At 58.9% G+C, this 14206-nt stretch carries 16 protein-coding genes; 11 read left to right on the forward strand and 5 right to left on the reverse strand.

Features of this window, described 5'->3' with window-relative positions; genetic code table 11:
- Nucleotides 1-98 precede the first annotated feature (98 nt).
- Nucleotides 99-857 carry a ribonuclease T2 family protein gene (locus tag FCH38_RS02825; RefSeq protein WP_153513519.1) on the forward strand — a complete coding sequence of 253 codons (759 nt, stop codon included), beginning with the start codon at nt 99-101 and terminating at the stop codon, nt 855-857.
- Between the two features lie 20 nt (nt 858-877).
- A complete protein-coding gene (locus FCH38_RS02830) occupies nt 878-1474 on the forward strand; it encodes a glutathione S-transferase (protein ID WP_149897915.1) in 597 nt (198 codons plus the stop codon).
- Nucleotides 1475-1585: 111 nt separating this feature from the next.
- On the opposite strand, the gene FCH38_RS02835 is transcribed toward FCH38_RS02830, so the two are convergent.
- A complete protein-coding gene (locus FCH38_RS02835; protein ID WP_046798835.1) occupies nt 1586-2242 on the reverse strand; it encodes an outer membrane protein in 657 nt (218 codons plus the stop codon).
- Nucleotides 2243-2592: 350 nt separating this feature from the next.
- Between FCH38_RS02835 and FCH38_RS02840 the strand changes: the two genes are divergently transcribed.
- The 5 genes from FCH38_RS02840 to FCH38_RS02860 all read left to right on the forward strand — a co-directional run bounded on the left by FCH38_RS02840 (nt 2593) and on the right by FCH38_RS02860 (nt 6840).
- Nucleotides 2593-3381 (forward strand): SDR family oxidoreductase, encoded by a 789-nt coding sequence (locus FCH38_RS02840; protein WP_149897916.1) that lies wholly within the window; start codon nt 2593-2595, stop codon nt 3379-3381.
- Nucleotides 3378-5423, forward strand: coding sequence for an excinuclease ABC subunit UvrC (gene uvrC, locus FCH38_RS02845; protein ID WP_174372767.1), 2046 nt, complete (start codon nt 3378-3380; stop codon nt 5421-5423). The genes FCH38_RS02840 and uvrC overlap by 4 nt, the downstream gene beginning before the upstream one ends.
- 103 nt (nt 5424-5526) lie before the next feature.
- Entirely contained in the window at nt 5527-6114 is a 588-nt protein-coding gene (gene pgsA / locus FCH38_RS02850; protein ID WP_149897917.1) for a CDP-diacylglycerol--glycerol-3-phosphate 3-phosphatidyltransferase, read from the forward strand.
- Nucleotides 6114-6368, forward strand: coding sequence for a molybdopterin converting factor subunit 1 (moaD, locus tag FCH38_RS02855; RefSeq protein ID WP_174372768.1), 255 nt, complete (start codon nt 6114-6116; stop codon nt 6366-6368). The genes pgsA and moaD overlap by 1 nt, the downstream gene beginning before the upstream one ends.
- Nucleotides 6369-6384: 16 nt before the next feature.
- Nucleotides 6385-6840: a molybdenum cofactor biosynthesis protein MoaE gene (locus FCH38_RS02860; protein WP_174373122.1), complete on the forward strand. Its 456-nt coding sequence runs from the start codon at nt 6385-6387 to the stop codon at nt 6838-6840.
- A gap of 61 nt (nt 6841-6901) precedes the next feature.
- Here the strand turns inward: FCH38_RS02860 and FCH38_RS02865 are convergent, their stop codons facing one another.
- Complete coding sequence (locus FCH38_RS02865) at nt 6902-7798, reverse strand: branched-chain amino acid ABC transporter permease (RefSeq protein WP_174372769.1); 897 nt, start codon at nt 7796-7798, stop codon at nt 6902-6904.
- Nucleotides 7799-7859: 61 nt separating this feature from the next.
- On the opposite strand from FCH38_RS02865, the gene FCH38_RS02870 reads away from it, so the two are divergent.
- Together FCH38_RS02870 and FCH38_RS02875 are read left to right on the forward strand one after the other, a co-directional pair.
- Nucleotides 7860-8411, forward strand: a complete 552-nt coding sequence (locus FCH38_RS02870; RefSeq protein ID WP_174372770.1) for a CGNR zinc finger domain-containing protein — start codon at nt 7860-7862, stop codon at nt 8409-8411.
- Entirely contained in the window at nt 8408-8920 is a 513-nt protein-coding gene (locus FCH38_RS02875) for a hypothetical protein (RefSeq protein WP_174372771.1), read from the forward strand. The genes FCH38_RS02870 and FCH38_RS02875 overlap by 4 nt, the downstream gene beginning before the upstream one ends.
- A gap of 98 nt (nt 8921-9018) precedes the next feature.
- Here the strand turns inward: FCH38_RS02875 and ndk are convergent, their stop codons facing one another.
- Nucleotides 9019-9441: a nucleoside-diphosphate kinase gene (gene ndk / locus FCH38_RS02880; protein WP_149897923.1), complete on the reverse strand. Its 423-nt coding sequence runs from the start codon at nt 9439-9441 to the stop codon at nt 9019-9021.
- A gap of 103 nt (nt 9442-9544) precedes the next feature.
- Nucleotides 9545-10240 (reverse strand): glutathione S-transferase family protein, encoded by a 696-nt coding sequence (locus FCH38_RS02885; RefSeq protein WP_149897924.1) that lies wholly within the window; start codon nt 10238-10240, stop codon nt 9545-9547.
- Between the two features lie 247 nt (nt 10241-10487).
- Here FCH38_RS02885 and FCH38_RS02890 point away from each other — a divergent pair, with 247 nt between their 5' ends.
- On the forward strand, nt 10488-11534 hold the full coding sequence (locus FCH38_RS02890; protein WP_174372772.1) for a diguanylate cyclase domain-containing protein: 1047 nt from the start codon (nt 10488-10490) through the stop codon (nt 11532-11534).
- Nucleotides 11535-11706: 172 nt separating this feature from the next.
- A complete protein-coding gene (locus tag FCH38_RS02895) occupies nt 11707-13590 on the forward strand; it encodes an ABC-F family ATP-binding cassette domain-containing protein (protein WP_149897925.1) in 1884 nt (627 codons plus the stop codon).
- Nucleotides 13591-13655: 65 nt separating this feature from the next.
- On the opposite strand, the gene FCH38_RS02900 is transcribed toward FCH38_RS02895, so the two are convergent.
- A complete protein-coding gene (locus FCH38_RS02900; protein WP_174372773.1) occupies nt 13656-14138 on the reverse strand; it encodes a GlcG/HbpS family heme-binding protein in 483 nt (160 codons plus the stop codon).
- Nucleotides 14139-14206 lie beyond the last annotated feature (68 nt).

Genomic DNA, 14206 nt, shown 5'->3' on the forward strand with positions numbered 1-14206 from the left:
CCTTTTTGCCCGTTTGCCTCGTTCACAAATTTATGTAAGACCGATTTGTCGCCGGCAGGCGATATGAGGTCGTCCATTTTCCGGAGAGCGTGCACGGAATGAAGCGTTATGCCGGTTTCATCGCCTTCGGTCTCCTGTCGCTTGCGGCCCTTTGGTTTTCGCAGGAAAAACCCGCCCCAAACAATTCCTCGAATGACTGGACCATGTATCCCCCGTCGCAACCCGCCGGGCGCTCCCAGCGGGAAACGTCCAGCCGTGATACGGGCAAAAACACCGTCCCCCGCGGCACGGGTTTTGATTTTTACGTGCTGTCATTATCCTGGTCGCCGGCATTCTGTGCCAGTTCGGAAGGTTCCGGCAATCGCCAGCAATGCGGCAGCGACAGGCGTTACGGCTTTGTCGTGCATGGGCTCTGGCCGCAAAACGAAAACGGCTATCCGGAATTCTGCAAAAGCAGCGAACCGGACCGCGTGCCTGACGCGATCGGCCGCGCCATGTTCGACATCATGCCGTCGATGGGGCTGATCGGCCACCAGTGGCGTAAACACGGCTCCTGTTCAGGCCTGTCGCAGAAAGATTATTTCTCGGCGACGCGGGCCGCCTTCGAGGCCGTCAGGCTGCCGGAGAAGATCGCTTCAGGCGCGCAAGCCGCCACCCTCTCCGCCGACGCCATCGAAACCGCCTTCACCGACGCCAATCCCGGCCTGTCGAAACGCGGCATCTCGATCAGCTGTGACGGCAAGCGCCTCGAGGAAGTCCGCATCTGCCTTAACACGGACATGACATTCCGCGACTGCCCCGAGCTTGACCGCAAAGGTTGCCGCGCCGGCTCCACCGAAATCATTCCCATACGCTAATCAACCCACAGGACCCCACCATGGAACTGCTCTATTCACCCGCCTCCCCCTATTCCGCCAAAGTGCGCATGGCCGCCCGCCATCTCGACATCGACGTTACCTCGGTGCGCGTCGATACCAATGCAGAGCCCGCGACGCTGATGGACAACAATCCGCTCGGCAAAATCCCCGTCCTGCTGCTGGATGATGGCGGCTCCGTCTATGACAGCGTGGCGATCATGCATTATCTTGACCGGCTTTCGGGCGGCAAGCTTTACCCGAAAAAGAACGGCAAGCGCACGGACGTGGAAATTCTGGAGGCGCTCTGCGACGGCATCATGGATTGCCTGCTCGCCATCGTTTACGAGCGTCGTTTTCGCCCGGAAGACAAGATCCACCAGCCCTGGATCGACAAGCAGTGGAAAAAAGTGGTGAAGGGTCTCGACCATCTGAACGCGAACCTGCCCAAGACCGGCAAAAAGCTGCATGGCGGCCATTTCGCGCTGGCGGCGATGATCGGTTATCTCGACCTGCGTTTCGCCGGTGAATGGGCCGAAGGACGCGATGCTCTGTCGCAATGGCCGGAGACTTTCGGCAAGCGTTTCGAAGCCTACGCGGAAATGAAGGCAGCCGCCTGAGGCGAAGCGGAACAGTGCCCGGCCACGTCGCCGGGCGCACTCGTAACAGACTGCAAAAACAAAAAAGCCGGGGCGTAAACCCCGGCTTTTCCTTTACCGATCCGCTGGGGATCAGAACTTGACGCCGATACCGGCCTTGACGGAGTGATCGTCGAAACCGCGCGAGAATGCGCCGGAGTCGAGACCGTAATCCTTCTTCTGGTAGTCGCTGTAGCGATATTCCAGACGGGCGGTGATGTTGTCGGTTACCATGGCTTCAACACCGGCACCAACGGTGTAACCGAGGGCGGTGGCGCTGTCCTTGGAGGTCGCGTCACGGACCTTGTTGTCGGAGACAGCAAGACCGGCCGTACCGTAGAGCAGGAACGGGTTCATGTCGTAACCAACGCGGCCACGCAGCGAGCCGTTGACGCCCTGCTTGCCTTCGATGGCGTTGCCAGCAACCGTACCGGCAGAGCCCTTCTCGTCGCCGAGGTTGACGTCTGCTTCGGCACCGTAAACGATCTGGCCGCTCTGCATGTTGTAACCACCGTACAGACCGCCACCGAAGCCCTTGGCGTCACGACCGTCATTGCTGGAGCTGAAACGGCCCCAGTCATAGTTGACCGTACCACCGAGGTAAGCGCCGGACCAATCCTTGACCGGTGCGGGCTGGTCGTAGGACACCGGTGCCTGCGGCACTTCGTTTACGGCGTCAGCGGCGTACGCAGCCGAAAAGCCGGCAGCGGCCATGGTCGAAGCCATAAGGGTTGCTACGAAAATACGCATGTTATTCTCCTTTCAGGACCGCTCTGCACTCAAAACATTGTTTTCAGACGCGGTGTAAAAATCGTCGGGTTAATCGCCCCTCTGGAAACTGAACTTGATGGGAGAATGCGGAGATCAAAGAGCCAAAATGTGAATTGTTTGGGGCAGAGACGTGACTAGAATTAGACGTTGCCTAATTGCCACAAGGGTTTTATTAACCCTAACAGAAGCCTAACCAACAATAGATCGGCTTTAAACTTAGTTATATTCAAATTAAATCAAAATTGCATTGCGAATAAAAAATCGCCCAATTCTTTTAGGGCAGACGGACAGCTTGCGATTTGCATTTATATCCAGCACATAGGGCGTGTATGAGCAAATGCAGGTCCGCCGTGAAAGAAGATATACAAAAGACAGTCTTGATAACCGGAGCCGCCCGAAGGCTTGGGCGGGCAATCGCCACCGATCTGGCCGCCCATGGCTTTGCGATCGCCGTCCATGCCAATGAATCGATGGCGCAGGCCGAGGAATTCGCTAACGAAATAAGGCAAAACGGTGGCAAAGCCGTTGCCGTGCAGGCGGATTTGACACAATCTGCGCCAACAATGGCGCTTGTCGAACAGGCCGCTTCCGCGCTCGGCCCTATCGGCGTCATCGTCAACAATGCCTCGATTTTTCTGGACGACAGCGCAGATAAACCCGATCCGGCGATCTTCGATGCGCATTTTTCCGTGCATGTGCGGGCGCCTTCGCTTATTGCCGCCGCCTTCGTTGAGCAATTGCCTAGGGATAAATCCGGTCTGATCGTCAATATCATCGATCAACGCGTGCTGGCGCTCACACCACGTTTCTATTCCTATACACTCTCGAAATCCGCCCTCTGGACAGCGACACGAACGATGGCGCAGAGCTTTGCGCCGCGTGTGCGGGTGAACGCCATCGGGCCGGGTCCCACCTTCAAAAGCGAAAGACAGGCGCCCGAGGACTTTCAGGCGCAGATCGACGGCCTTATATTAAAGCGTGGTCCTGCGCCGGATGAGTTCGGGCGGACGATTCGCTTTCTTTACGATACGCCGTCGGTCACCGGACAAATGATCGCGCTCGACGGCGGCCAGCACCTGGGCTGGGAAACCCCTGACGTGGCGGAGATTAATGAATGAACGGAAAGAAGCTGCCTGATGGCGGTATTCTCTTCGATGAAACCGACGACGAAGACGACGATGCAAGCCTTGCCACGACAGAAGTGGCGGAGGCTCCGCGCGACGCCGTGGGCATGGACTGGAATGCGGGCTGGAAGAACGAATCCGGCCTGAAGGGCATGGACCTCATCGGCGAATTCGTCAAACACCTGCCCAACTCGCCGGGCGTCTATCGCATGTTCAACGAGGCGGGTGACGTTCTGTATGTCGGCAAGGCGCGCTCGCTGAAGAAGCGTGTGGGCAACTATGCGCAGGGCCGCGTGCATTCTAACCGCATCGCCCAGATGGTGCGTTTCACCACCCATATGGAGTTCGTCACCACCCGCACGGAGACAGAGGCGCTTCTGCTCGAAGCTAACCTCATCAAGCGCTTGCGGCCGCGCTTTAATGTGCTTTTGCGCGACGACAAATCCTTTCCCTATATTCTCATCACCGGAGACAACCGCGCCCCCGCGATCTTCAAGCACCGGGGTGCACGGGCGCGAAAGGGCGATTATTTCGGCCCCTTCGCCTCTGCCGGTGCTGTGGGGCGCACGATCAATTCGCTGCAACGCGCCTTTTTGATCCGCACCTGCACCGACAGCGTGTTCGAAACCCGCACGCGGCCCTGTCTTCTACACCAGATCAAGCGCTGTTCCGGCCCCTGCACGCACGAGATCAGCGATCAGGGGTATGCGGAGCTCGTCAAGGAAGCCAAGGATTTCCTGTCCGGCAAGAGCCAGAGCGTCAAGACCGCGATTGCGCGGCAGATGAACGAGGCGGCCGAAGATCTCGATTTCGAGCGCGCCGCCGTCTATCGCGACCGGCTGGCCGCACTTTCGCATGTCCAGAGCCATCAGGGCATCAATCCGTCCGGCATCGAGGAGGCGGATGTCTTCGCCATCCACCACGAAGGTGGCATCTCCTGTATTCAGGTGTTCTTTTTCCGCACCGGCCAGAACTGGGGCAACCGCGCCTATTTCCCGAAGGCGGACCCATCTCTGCTGGGGGCGGAAATCCTCAATGCATTCCTTGCGCAGTTTTACGACGACAAGCCGGTGCCGAAACAGATCCTGCTTTCCGAAACGGTGGAGGAACAGGAACTGCTGGCCGCAGCACTTGGCGAAAAAGCCGGACACAAGGTCACGATCAGCGTGCCGCAGCGCGGCGAGAAGAAAGATATTACCGACCATGTTCTTGCCAATGCGCGCGAGGCGCATGGCCGCAAGCTGGCGGAGACCTCTTCGCAGGCGCGGCTGCTGAAGGGTTTTGCGGAAACCTTCAACCTTCCCTATGTGCCGCGCCGCATCGAGATTTACGATAACTCGCATATCATGGGCACCAATGCCGTGGGTGGCATGGTGGTAGCGGGGCCGGAAGGTTTCGTGAAGAACCAGTATCGCAAGTTCAACATCAAATCGACCGACATCACCCCCGGTGACGACTTCGGCATGATGCGCGAGGTGATGACCCGCCGCTTCTCACGCCTGCTGAAGGAAGAGGGCAAGCCCGACCGCGAGCGGACACCGACACCGGAAGAAGCGGCCGACATGCCGTTCCCCGCCTGGCCCGACGTGATCCTGATCGACGGCGGCCAGGGACAGATGACGGCGGTGCGGGCGATCCTCGATGAACTCGACATTCGTGACTGTGTGACCGCCATCGGCGTTGCCAAGGGTGTGGACCGCGATGCCGGCCGCGAACGCTTTTTCGCCGATGGACGCAGCGATTTCTCCCTGCCGCCGCGCGATCCCGTGCTTTATTTCGTGCAGCGCATGCGCGACGAAGCGCACCGATTCGCCATCGGTTCTCATCGGGCGCGACGCAAGAAGGAGATGGTGCGCAATCCGCTCGATGAAATCTCGGGGATCGGGCCGGGCCGCAAGCGCTCCCTGCTGCAGCATTTCGGCACAGCGAAGGCGGTTTCCCGCGCCGGACTCAACGATCTGATGAACGTCACCGGCATCTCCGAGGCGGTGGCGCGGCAAATCTACAATCACTTCCACGAGAGTAGCAGCGATTGAGACTGCGCTGTCGTGGCGAACTGCTAAAAAAACATAATCACGTGTTGACCCTATGCGTCAGGGGCGGCATCAAGACAGCTGATCTTTGACTGACAGGTTTCCCATGGCTTCGCGCGCATACAACATTCCCAACCTCCTCACCTATGCCCGCATTCTGGCGGTTCCCGTCATCGTTTTGTGTTTCTTCATCGAGGGCAAGCTGGAAAGCTCGGATTTCGCGCGCTGGACGGCGCTGTGGCTGTTCATCATCGCCTCGCTCACCGATTTTCTCGATGGTTACCTGGCCCGCATCTGGAACCAGACCTCAAATATCGGCCGGATGCTGGACCCGATCGCCGACAAGCTGCTGGTCGCCTCCGTCCTGCTCCTGATGGCTGCGGACGGCACCATTGCCGGCTGGTCGCTCTGGGCCGCCATCACCATTCTCTGCCGTGAAATTCTGGTCTCCGGCCTGCGCGAATATCTGGCGGCGCTGAAGGTGAGCGTTCCCGTGACGCGCATCGCCAAGTGGAAAACGACGATCCAGATGGTCGCTATCGCCTTTCTGCTGGCCGGGCCGGCGGGCGACAAGGTCCTGCCCTATACGACCGAGATGGGCATTACGCTTCTCTGGCTTGCGGCTGCACTGACCATGTATACCGGTTATGACTACTTCAAGGCTGGTCTCAAGCACATCGTGGACGAAGACTGATGACGCGGATCGTTTATTTCGCCTGGGTGCGTGAGAAGATCGGCACCGATGAGGAGCAGCTGGACATCCCCTCCTCCGTCACCACGGCCGGCGAACTGATCGCCTGGCTCGCAACCCGTGGCGAAAATTACGAAGCGGCCTTCGAATTTCCGGATGTAATCCGCGTTGCCGTCAATCAGGAACATGTCGAGCATGACGAAAGCATCGTCGGCGCGCGAGAGATCGGTCTCTTTCCGCCGATGACCGGGGGATGAGCGGATGCAGAAAGCCGTGCAGCCGACGATCCGCGTACAGGCCGGGGATTTCGACGCCGCTGAGGAAAGCCGCCGGCTGACGCAAGGCAACAAAAGTATCGGCGCGGTCGTCGCCTTCACCGGTCTTTGCCGCGACGATGGCGGCACGCTAGCGGCGCTGGAGCTTGAACATTATCCCGGCATGTCGGAAGCGGAAATCACCCGCATCGCCGAACTCGCCATCGAACGCTTCGGCCTTCTCGGCCTCACCGCCATCCACCGCCATGGCAAAATTGCCGCCGGCGAGAATATCGTTCTCGTCATCGCTGCTTCCAGCCACCGGCAGGCGGCCTTCGACGGCGCAAATTTCGTGATGGACTATCTGAAGACCTCCGCCCCATTCTGGAAGAAGGAACATGGCAAGGATGGAGCGGCGCGAGACTGGGTATCAGCCAAGACGACCGACGATGCGGCGAAGGACAAGTGGCGCTAATGCGTCGTCTTTTCTCGCACTGCCGGACATAAAGGCGGGACACACTTTTTCTGAAAATGCTTCAAGGTGCTTCAACCCTGCTGCGCATGACAATCAGCCAGCCGACCAGCATCGCCAGAACCGCCGCATCGCGCCAGACGACCGGGCCATAACCGGCCCACAGGGTTTCCGCAAATCCCACGGCAGCAGCCCCTAAACCGCAGATAAGTGGGCTGGCATAACCGCCCGCCGCCGAAATCAGCACGATCTTGAGGCCGAAGACAAGACCGGCACCAAAATCCATGGTGCCGTAATAAAAGGTGGCGAGCACCCCGGCAATGGCGGCGACAAGTCCTGCCGCGCAATAGGATAGCAGAAATACCCGGCCCGCATTGACGCCGCAGAACGATGCCGCAAGCGGATCATCCGATACGGCCTTCCACCGTCTGCCGAAAGCAGAACGGCCAAGATAAACGGACCCTGAGAGGATGAGGAGTCCAAAGGCCGCCGTGTTCAGCATCTGCATCCGCGTCAGGGTCACGGCAAAACCGCCATCGCTCCAGAAGCGTACCGGTTGCGACAGAAGCGGCGGCAGCCATAATTGCCTTGTGCCGGCGGCGAGCCTTGCACTTTCTGTAAGCGCAATCAGCACGCCGATGGAGGCGACCGTTACCGCATTGGGAGAGGCTTTCGCCAGCGGTCGCATCACCGCCCTGCCGACGAAACCGGCTGCCCACAACCCGCCGAAAACGCCCGCCCCTGCCCCAAGCGCAAGCGTTGCCGGCAAGACCAGCCACAGGCGGTTCCAGCCGAAATCGGCAAATAACAGGCAGGTCTGACCGGCAAAGGCAAATATGGCACCATAGGTAACATCGGCACGTTTGGTGACCGAGAAGGCGATGGCATAACCAAAGGCCAGAACCGCATAGAGGGCTGCGACCGGCACGGCATTCAGCAATTGTTGCAGGAAATAAGCCATGCGCGTCCTCCCACCATTGTTATAACTGTTAAAATACGTTTTGACAGTTATAATATGTGACATGACCTTTCGCTGGACAGCTCACCGTTTCGCAGGCGGCGCATTGGCGCTTGATGTCGCCAATAGTGTGATCCTGCGCTCAGACGCCGCAAAATCGGTTGACCGTTTTGCGGCGCCCGAACAGATCGCCACTTTTGCCGAGGCATCGACACAGCTTGGCGCGGAGCGTGACAGGTTTCCCGCACTCAACGCACCCGAAGCGGAGCAACGGCCAGTCCTTCTCAAGCTAAGAGAGGCGATCGACGATTGTTTTCGCGCGTCGATCATGGGTGCTGGCGATGATGACGCCAGATTGGCGGAACTTCTTTTCGCCTGCGGCACGGCGTTGCGCGCCTTTCCCGCGGCCGAAAGTCTCGGCAACGCCACTGCCCACTCCGCGCTGTCGCTGCTTGCGGTGGAGACACGGGAACGGCTGCGGATCTGCGGCAATTGCGGCTGGCTCTTCATCGATCGCAGCAAGAACAAAAGCCGGATCTGGTGCGACATGGCGGTGTGCGGCAACCGGCAAAAAGCCAGCCGGCACTACCATCGGACGAAGGAGGCGCAGACATGAACAGGATTGCCCTTCCATTGCTGGCGGTTGTGGCCGCGCTCGGTCTTTCCGGCTGCCAGCGCGACGAACCGCGTGAGGTCGCCAAGATTTCGGGCCGGATGTTCGTTTTCAATTACCGCGTAGCGATTGCCATCTATCTGGTGACCCTGCAACGCGTCGCGCCCATCGCCGATGGCAGCACGGTGGAGGCCTCATTCGAAAACCCCCGTGGTGGTCCTGACCTGACGACGAGCGACAGGATTTTTCCAGCGGACGAAAAGATCGCCGTTCAAAGCCCGCCGGTCGAGTGCGTCAAGCAGGATCGGCCTTACAAAGTCACCATTCGCATCAAGGGACCGGAGGGCGATATTCTGCAGACGATCGAGACCACGATCCACTCCGACACGGACCAGTCGCTTCTTCCCGCCAAACCGCTGGTGGTTGGACCGCTCTACACGCCCAATCCGGAGGTGTTCAAACCTGACGGCACGACGGATATGCGGCCGGTCCAAGGGTGCCCGGCATCCTGAACAAAAAAAACGGAGCCTTTCGGCTCCGTTTCCTTGAGTCTTTTCAGCGGCTTCGCGCAATAGCCTGAGAGGGCGATTCAAGCCGTTGATATTTTGAATCAGCCGACGATTTCGGTTTCGGCGAACCAGTAGGCGATTTCCTGTGCGGCGGTTTCCGGAGCGTCGGAACCGTGAACGGAGTTTTCGCCGATGGAAAGCGCGAAGGACTTGCGGATGGTGCCTTCAGCGGCCTGGGCCGGGTTGGTAGCGCCCATGATTTCGCGGTTCTTGAGGATAGCGTTTTCGCCTTCCAGAACCTGAACGATGGTCGGGCCGGAGATCATGCCTTCAACGAGTTCGCCGAAGAAAGGACGCTCTTTGTGAACGGCATAGAAGCCTTCGGCTTCGCGCTTGCTCATCCAGACGCGCTTGGAGGCGACGATGCGCAGGCCGTTATCTTCAAATACCTTGGTGATCGCGCCCGTCAGGTTACGCTTGGTTGCGTCCGGCTTGATCATCGAAAATGTGCGTTCAATCGCCATGTGTCCGTTTCCTTTTCCTATATAGAAAGTGGGCGGTCTTTACCCGCCCAAAGGCCCGAAAACAAGGGGGATCGACCATATTGCGATGACGGCGTGAGACATTTCACGCCGCTGTCACACTGCGGCCTCTTGCGTCGTAGAGATCAAGGCAGCCTTCGAACCAGTCCCGCACCGGATCATTATCGGAAAACAGATCAGCGCCGGTGGTGATCCTTGCCCATTGCAGCGCGCCGAACACGATGTAATCGGCAAAAAGCGGCGACGTGCCGCCGATAAAGGGCTGGAAGCCCAACATGCGGCGGATCGGCGCCAGCAATGCCGGAAAGGCAGCGATTTCCGCTTCGCGGTTCGCTGCGACATCCTCAAGCGGGCGGCCGAGCGCTTTCGTCCTGCTGTCGCGGAAATAACGGCGATCCGGCTCATCCAGCATATTGTGGATATCCAGCAGCGCGATACGGGTAATAGCGGGGTGAAGCACCGTCTGCGACCAGCTTTCAACGAAGCGGGCCATTGCCTTGCCGCCCTCACCGTCAAACAGCGACGGCCGCTCCGGATAGGCGTCATCCAGATAAAGCGCGATTTCGAAACTGTCGCTCACTAGCTGCTCGCCGTCGCGCAGGATCGGTACAGTCCTCGAAAAACCGTCCTCAACCGTCGGTATGACCGTGAAGGGCAAGGGGCGCTCCTCAAAATCCAGCCCCTTATGCGCCAGCGAAAGCACGGTTTTCCAGCAATGGGGAGAAAACGGCCGGGAAATGTCGCTTCCGCACAGCGAGTACAAGGTTCTGGAGTTCGTCATGGGCAACACCCTCTTTGGCTATATCGATGCAGCGATATAAGAACGGCAATGGCCTGAAATCAAATCAGCATTAGTCATATTATCGATCAAAAGCCGCCCGCCCCCCGCCAAATGTGAATTTCAGCATCAAGGCAACGAAAACATCCCAAGAGTTTAGTCTATTTTAAACCGTGGCGTGTAGGAATAGCCGCATTCGGAAACTGAATATTTCGATGAATTCATCAATACTATCTTTTTGGGGCTGACGGTGACGACATCTGCTGGCGATAAAAAACGCGAACAATCAAAAAACGGTCTTGTCGTTACCAAGATCACGCAATTTATCGCCAAGATGAATATTGCGCCGCTGCCTCGCAATTATGAATTGATCTATGAAATATTGTCGGGGCACAATCCGGCTATGGGGCGCGATATATTGGCCCTTGGCAACGCGCCACAGCAGCATGAAATCGATATTATCGGCCATAGACACAATCTGCCGGGGTTTTCGAAGATCGAAGCCGAGGAGATGGCCAACGAGGCCTTCGAAACGCTGAAGCAGATCTCAGCGCGGCTGGAAGCCGGCGTGCAGCGCGCCGAAACATTTATCGCCAGCCTTGCTGAGGAAGATCACCAGGAGCGGCCGGCAACCGAGCGGCTCGCCCGCTTGATGGGCGACATTCATGAGGAACAGACGAGCCTGCGGCACTTCATCGCCATGGGGCTGATGAAGATCCGCGAGGTTGAAAAACGCCGGGCCGAACTGCAGGCAAGTTCCCTGCGGGACGCATTGACGGCGCTTCCCAACCGCGCGGCTTTCCTCGAAAAACTCGGAGACCTTTTCGCCGGCGATCAGGCGGCGTCCGCCACCTCGCTGATGCTGCTCAACATTGACCGCTTCCGCGAAATCAACGGCAAATACGGCGCGAGCGCCGGCAACAAGGCGCTCCGGCGATTTGCGGCGCTCTTCCGTAAGACGATCAAGAAGGACGATTTCGTTGCCCGCATCGGCGGCAATGAATTTGCCTTTCTGTTTGCCAACGTCTCGCAAAATACCGCAGAAGCGATTGCCGAAAGGCTGCGGCAAAGTGTGGAGGCGCTGCGCTTCGTGACCAGCGAAGGCGAAGGTGAACATCTGACGGTTTCGATCGGCGTTGCGGCGGTGGATGGCACCGCCACGCCCGCGGAATTTTTCAGCCATGCTGAACTTGCCCTGCTTTCCGCACGCTGCGGCACGCGCAACTGCGTTGTCGGTTATTCGCGGGATCTGGCCCAGCACAGCCGCAGCAGCTACCTGGCGCAGCTCGGCTGTTAGAGCATTTCCAGTAAAAATGTGCCGCGGTTTTGCGCCCGAAAAACGCGCAAAACCAAAGATTGCGTGCACGTCCGACAATTCCGTTTAAACCAACACGCTTCAAACGCCATATCTGATCCGATGTGGCGCGCGCGCTCTTGCCTTGGCCACGCAGTTCGGCCAAAACGGCGCCATGATTACGATTACCGATCTTTCCGCCCGCATCGCCGGGCGCCTGCTTCTCGACCATGCCAGCGTGGCGCTGCCCGCCGGCGTGAAAGTGGGTCTCGTTGGCCGCAACGGTGCCGGCAAATCCACCCTGTTCAAGGTGATTACCGGTGATTTTTCGGCCGAAAGCGGTTCGGTCAGCATTCCCAAACAGGCGCGCATCGGCCAGGTGGCGCAGGAAGCGCCGGGAACGGAAGAATCGCTGATATCCATCGTGCTTTCCGCCGACAAGGAACGCAGCGCCCTTGTGGCCGAAGCGGAAACCGCGACCGATCCGCACCGGATCGCCGAAATCCAGATGCGGCTCGTCGATATCGACGCGCATTCGGCCGAAGCCCGCGCATCCAGCATTCTTGCCGGTCTGGGCTTTAACCACGAGGCGCAGCTTCGCCCCGCCTCCTCCTTCTCCGGCGGCTGGCGCATGCGCGTGGCGCTTGCCTCGGTGCTGTTTGCCGAGCCAGATCTTTTGCTGCTCGACGAGCCGACCAACTATCTCGACCTCGAAGGCACGTTGTGGCTGGAGGAATATATTCGCCGCTATCCGCATACTGTCATCATCATCAGCCATGACCGCGATCTTCTGAACAATGCCGTCAATTCCATCGTGCATCTGGACCAGAAGAAGTTGACCTTCTATCGCGGCGGTTACGACCAGTTTGAGCGCCAGAAGGCCGAGAACGACGAATTGCAGATGAAGGCCAAGGTCAAAAGCGACGCGGCGCGCAAACATCTGCAGAGCTTCATCGACCGTTTTCGCGCCAAGGCCACCAAAGCGCGGCAGGCGCAGAGCCGCATCAAGGCGCTGGAGCGCATGGGCACCGTCGCCGCCGTGATCGAGGACCACGTCCAGCCAATCATATTTCCCGAGCCGGAAAAGCAGCCCGCCTCGCCCATCGTTGCCATCAATGGCGGTGCTGTAGGTTACGAACCGGGCAAACCCATCCTGAAACAGCTCAATCTGCGCATCGACAATGACGACCGCATCGCGCTGCTCGGCTCCAACGGCAACGGCAAATCGACCTTCGCGAAATTCATTTCCGGCCGGCTTGCGCCGCAGGCGGGCGATCTTCGTATCGCCTCCGGCCTGAAGATCGGTTTCTTCGCGCAGCACCAGCTGGATGATCTGGTGCCGGACGAAACGCCGGTGGAACATGTGCGCAAGCTGATGCCGCTGGCGCCTGAAGCGCAGGTGCGCTCACGCGTGGCGCAGATGGGCCTTGCAACGGAAAAGATGGCGACGGCAGCAAAGGATCTGTCCGGTGGTGAAAAGGCCCGTCTGCTGATGGGGCTTGCCGCCTTCCATGCGCCGAACCTGTTGATCCTCGACGAACCGACGAACCATCTCGACATCGACAGCCGCCGCGCATTGATCGAGGCCCTGAACGATTATAACGGCGCGGTCATCCTCATCTCGCACGACCGGCATCTCATCGAAGCGACGGTGGACCGCCTGTGGCTGGTCGCCGACGGCACCGTCAAAACCTTTGAAGGCGACATGGAGGAATATCGCGACATCGTCGTTTCCTCCGGCAAGAAAAAGGAAGACAAGACCGAGGCCACGACCGATCAGGCGTCGAAGGCAGATCAACGCAAGGCGAATGCGGAAAAGCGCGCCCAGCTTGCGCCGCTGAAGAAAAAGATCAATGAAATCGAATCCCTGACGGCGAAGCTTGAGAAAGTGATTCAGGCGCTCGACAACGAGCTGGCGGACCCCGCGCTTTACGAAAAAGCGCCCGCCAAGGCTGCACAGAAGGTCAAGGAACGTGGTGAGGCCGCTGCCAAACTCTCCGACGCCGAAGAGCAATGGCTGATGCTTTCCGGCGAATATGAGGAAGCAATGGCGGGGTGATGCACGTCAGCGCGGGCCGAATTCCGACGGCTTTTTCAGAAGCCGTCGGATTTATCTGAGGCTGCTTACTTGGCGCCGATGGCGTTGAGGCCTTCACGGGCACATTCGGCATCGATGGCGCCCGACGGCGCGCCGCCGACACCAATTCCGCCAACCAGGGCATCACCGATCTTGATCGGCAGACCGCCAGCCTGGATGACCATGCGCTCGTCCATATTGCGCAGACCATCATTGGCAGGCTTGGAGGCGATGAAATCCGCGATCTCGCCAATATCACGACCGAGCGATGCGGCGGCGAAAGCCTTGCCGGTCGCGCTGGAGACCGTATGCGGGCCGGAATTATCCGCCTTCAGTACCGTCTTGGTGGCGCCGTCGCGGGTGACGATGGCAACGGTGACGGCGCTCCCTTTTGCGACACAAGCCTGAAGCGCTGCTTTGGCCGCCTTTTCAGCCATTTCGAGCGGCAGGTAAGGAGCGGTCGGTAGTGTCTGGGCCAATGCAGCGGCAGGAGCGAGCAGAACGGATGCGATGAGAAGATTGCGGATCATGAAAAGGTCCTCTTGGCTGATGAGGACTGCAATCTAGGAAAATGAAGCAAGGCTGCGAATCCGTAAGC

The sequence above is a fragment of the Agrobacterium tumefaciens genome, from assembly GCF_013337285.1.
GTDB classification, from domain to species: Bacteria; Pseudomonadota; Alphaproteobacteria; order Rhizobiales; family Rhizobiaceae; genus Agrobacterium; species Agrobacterium burrii.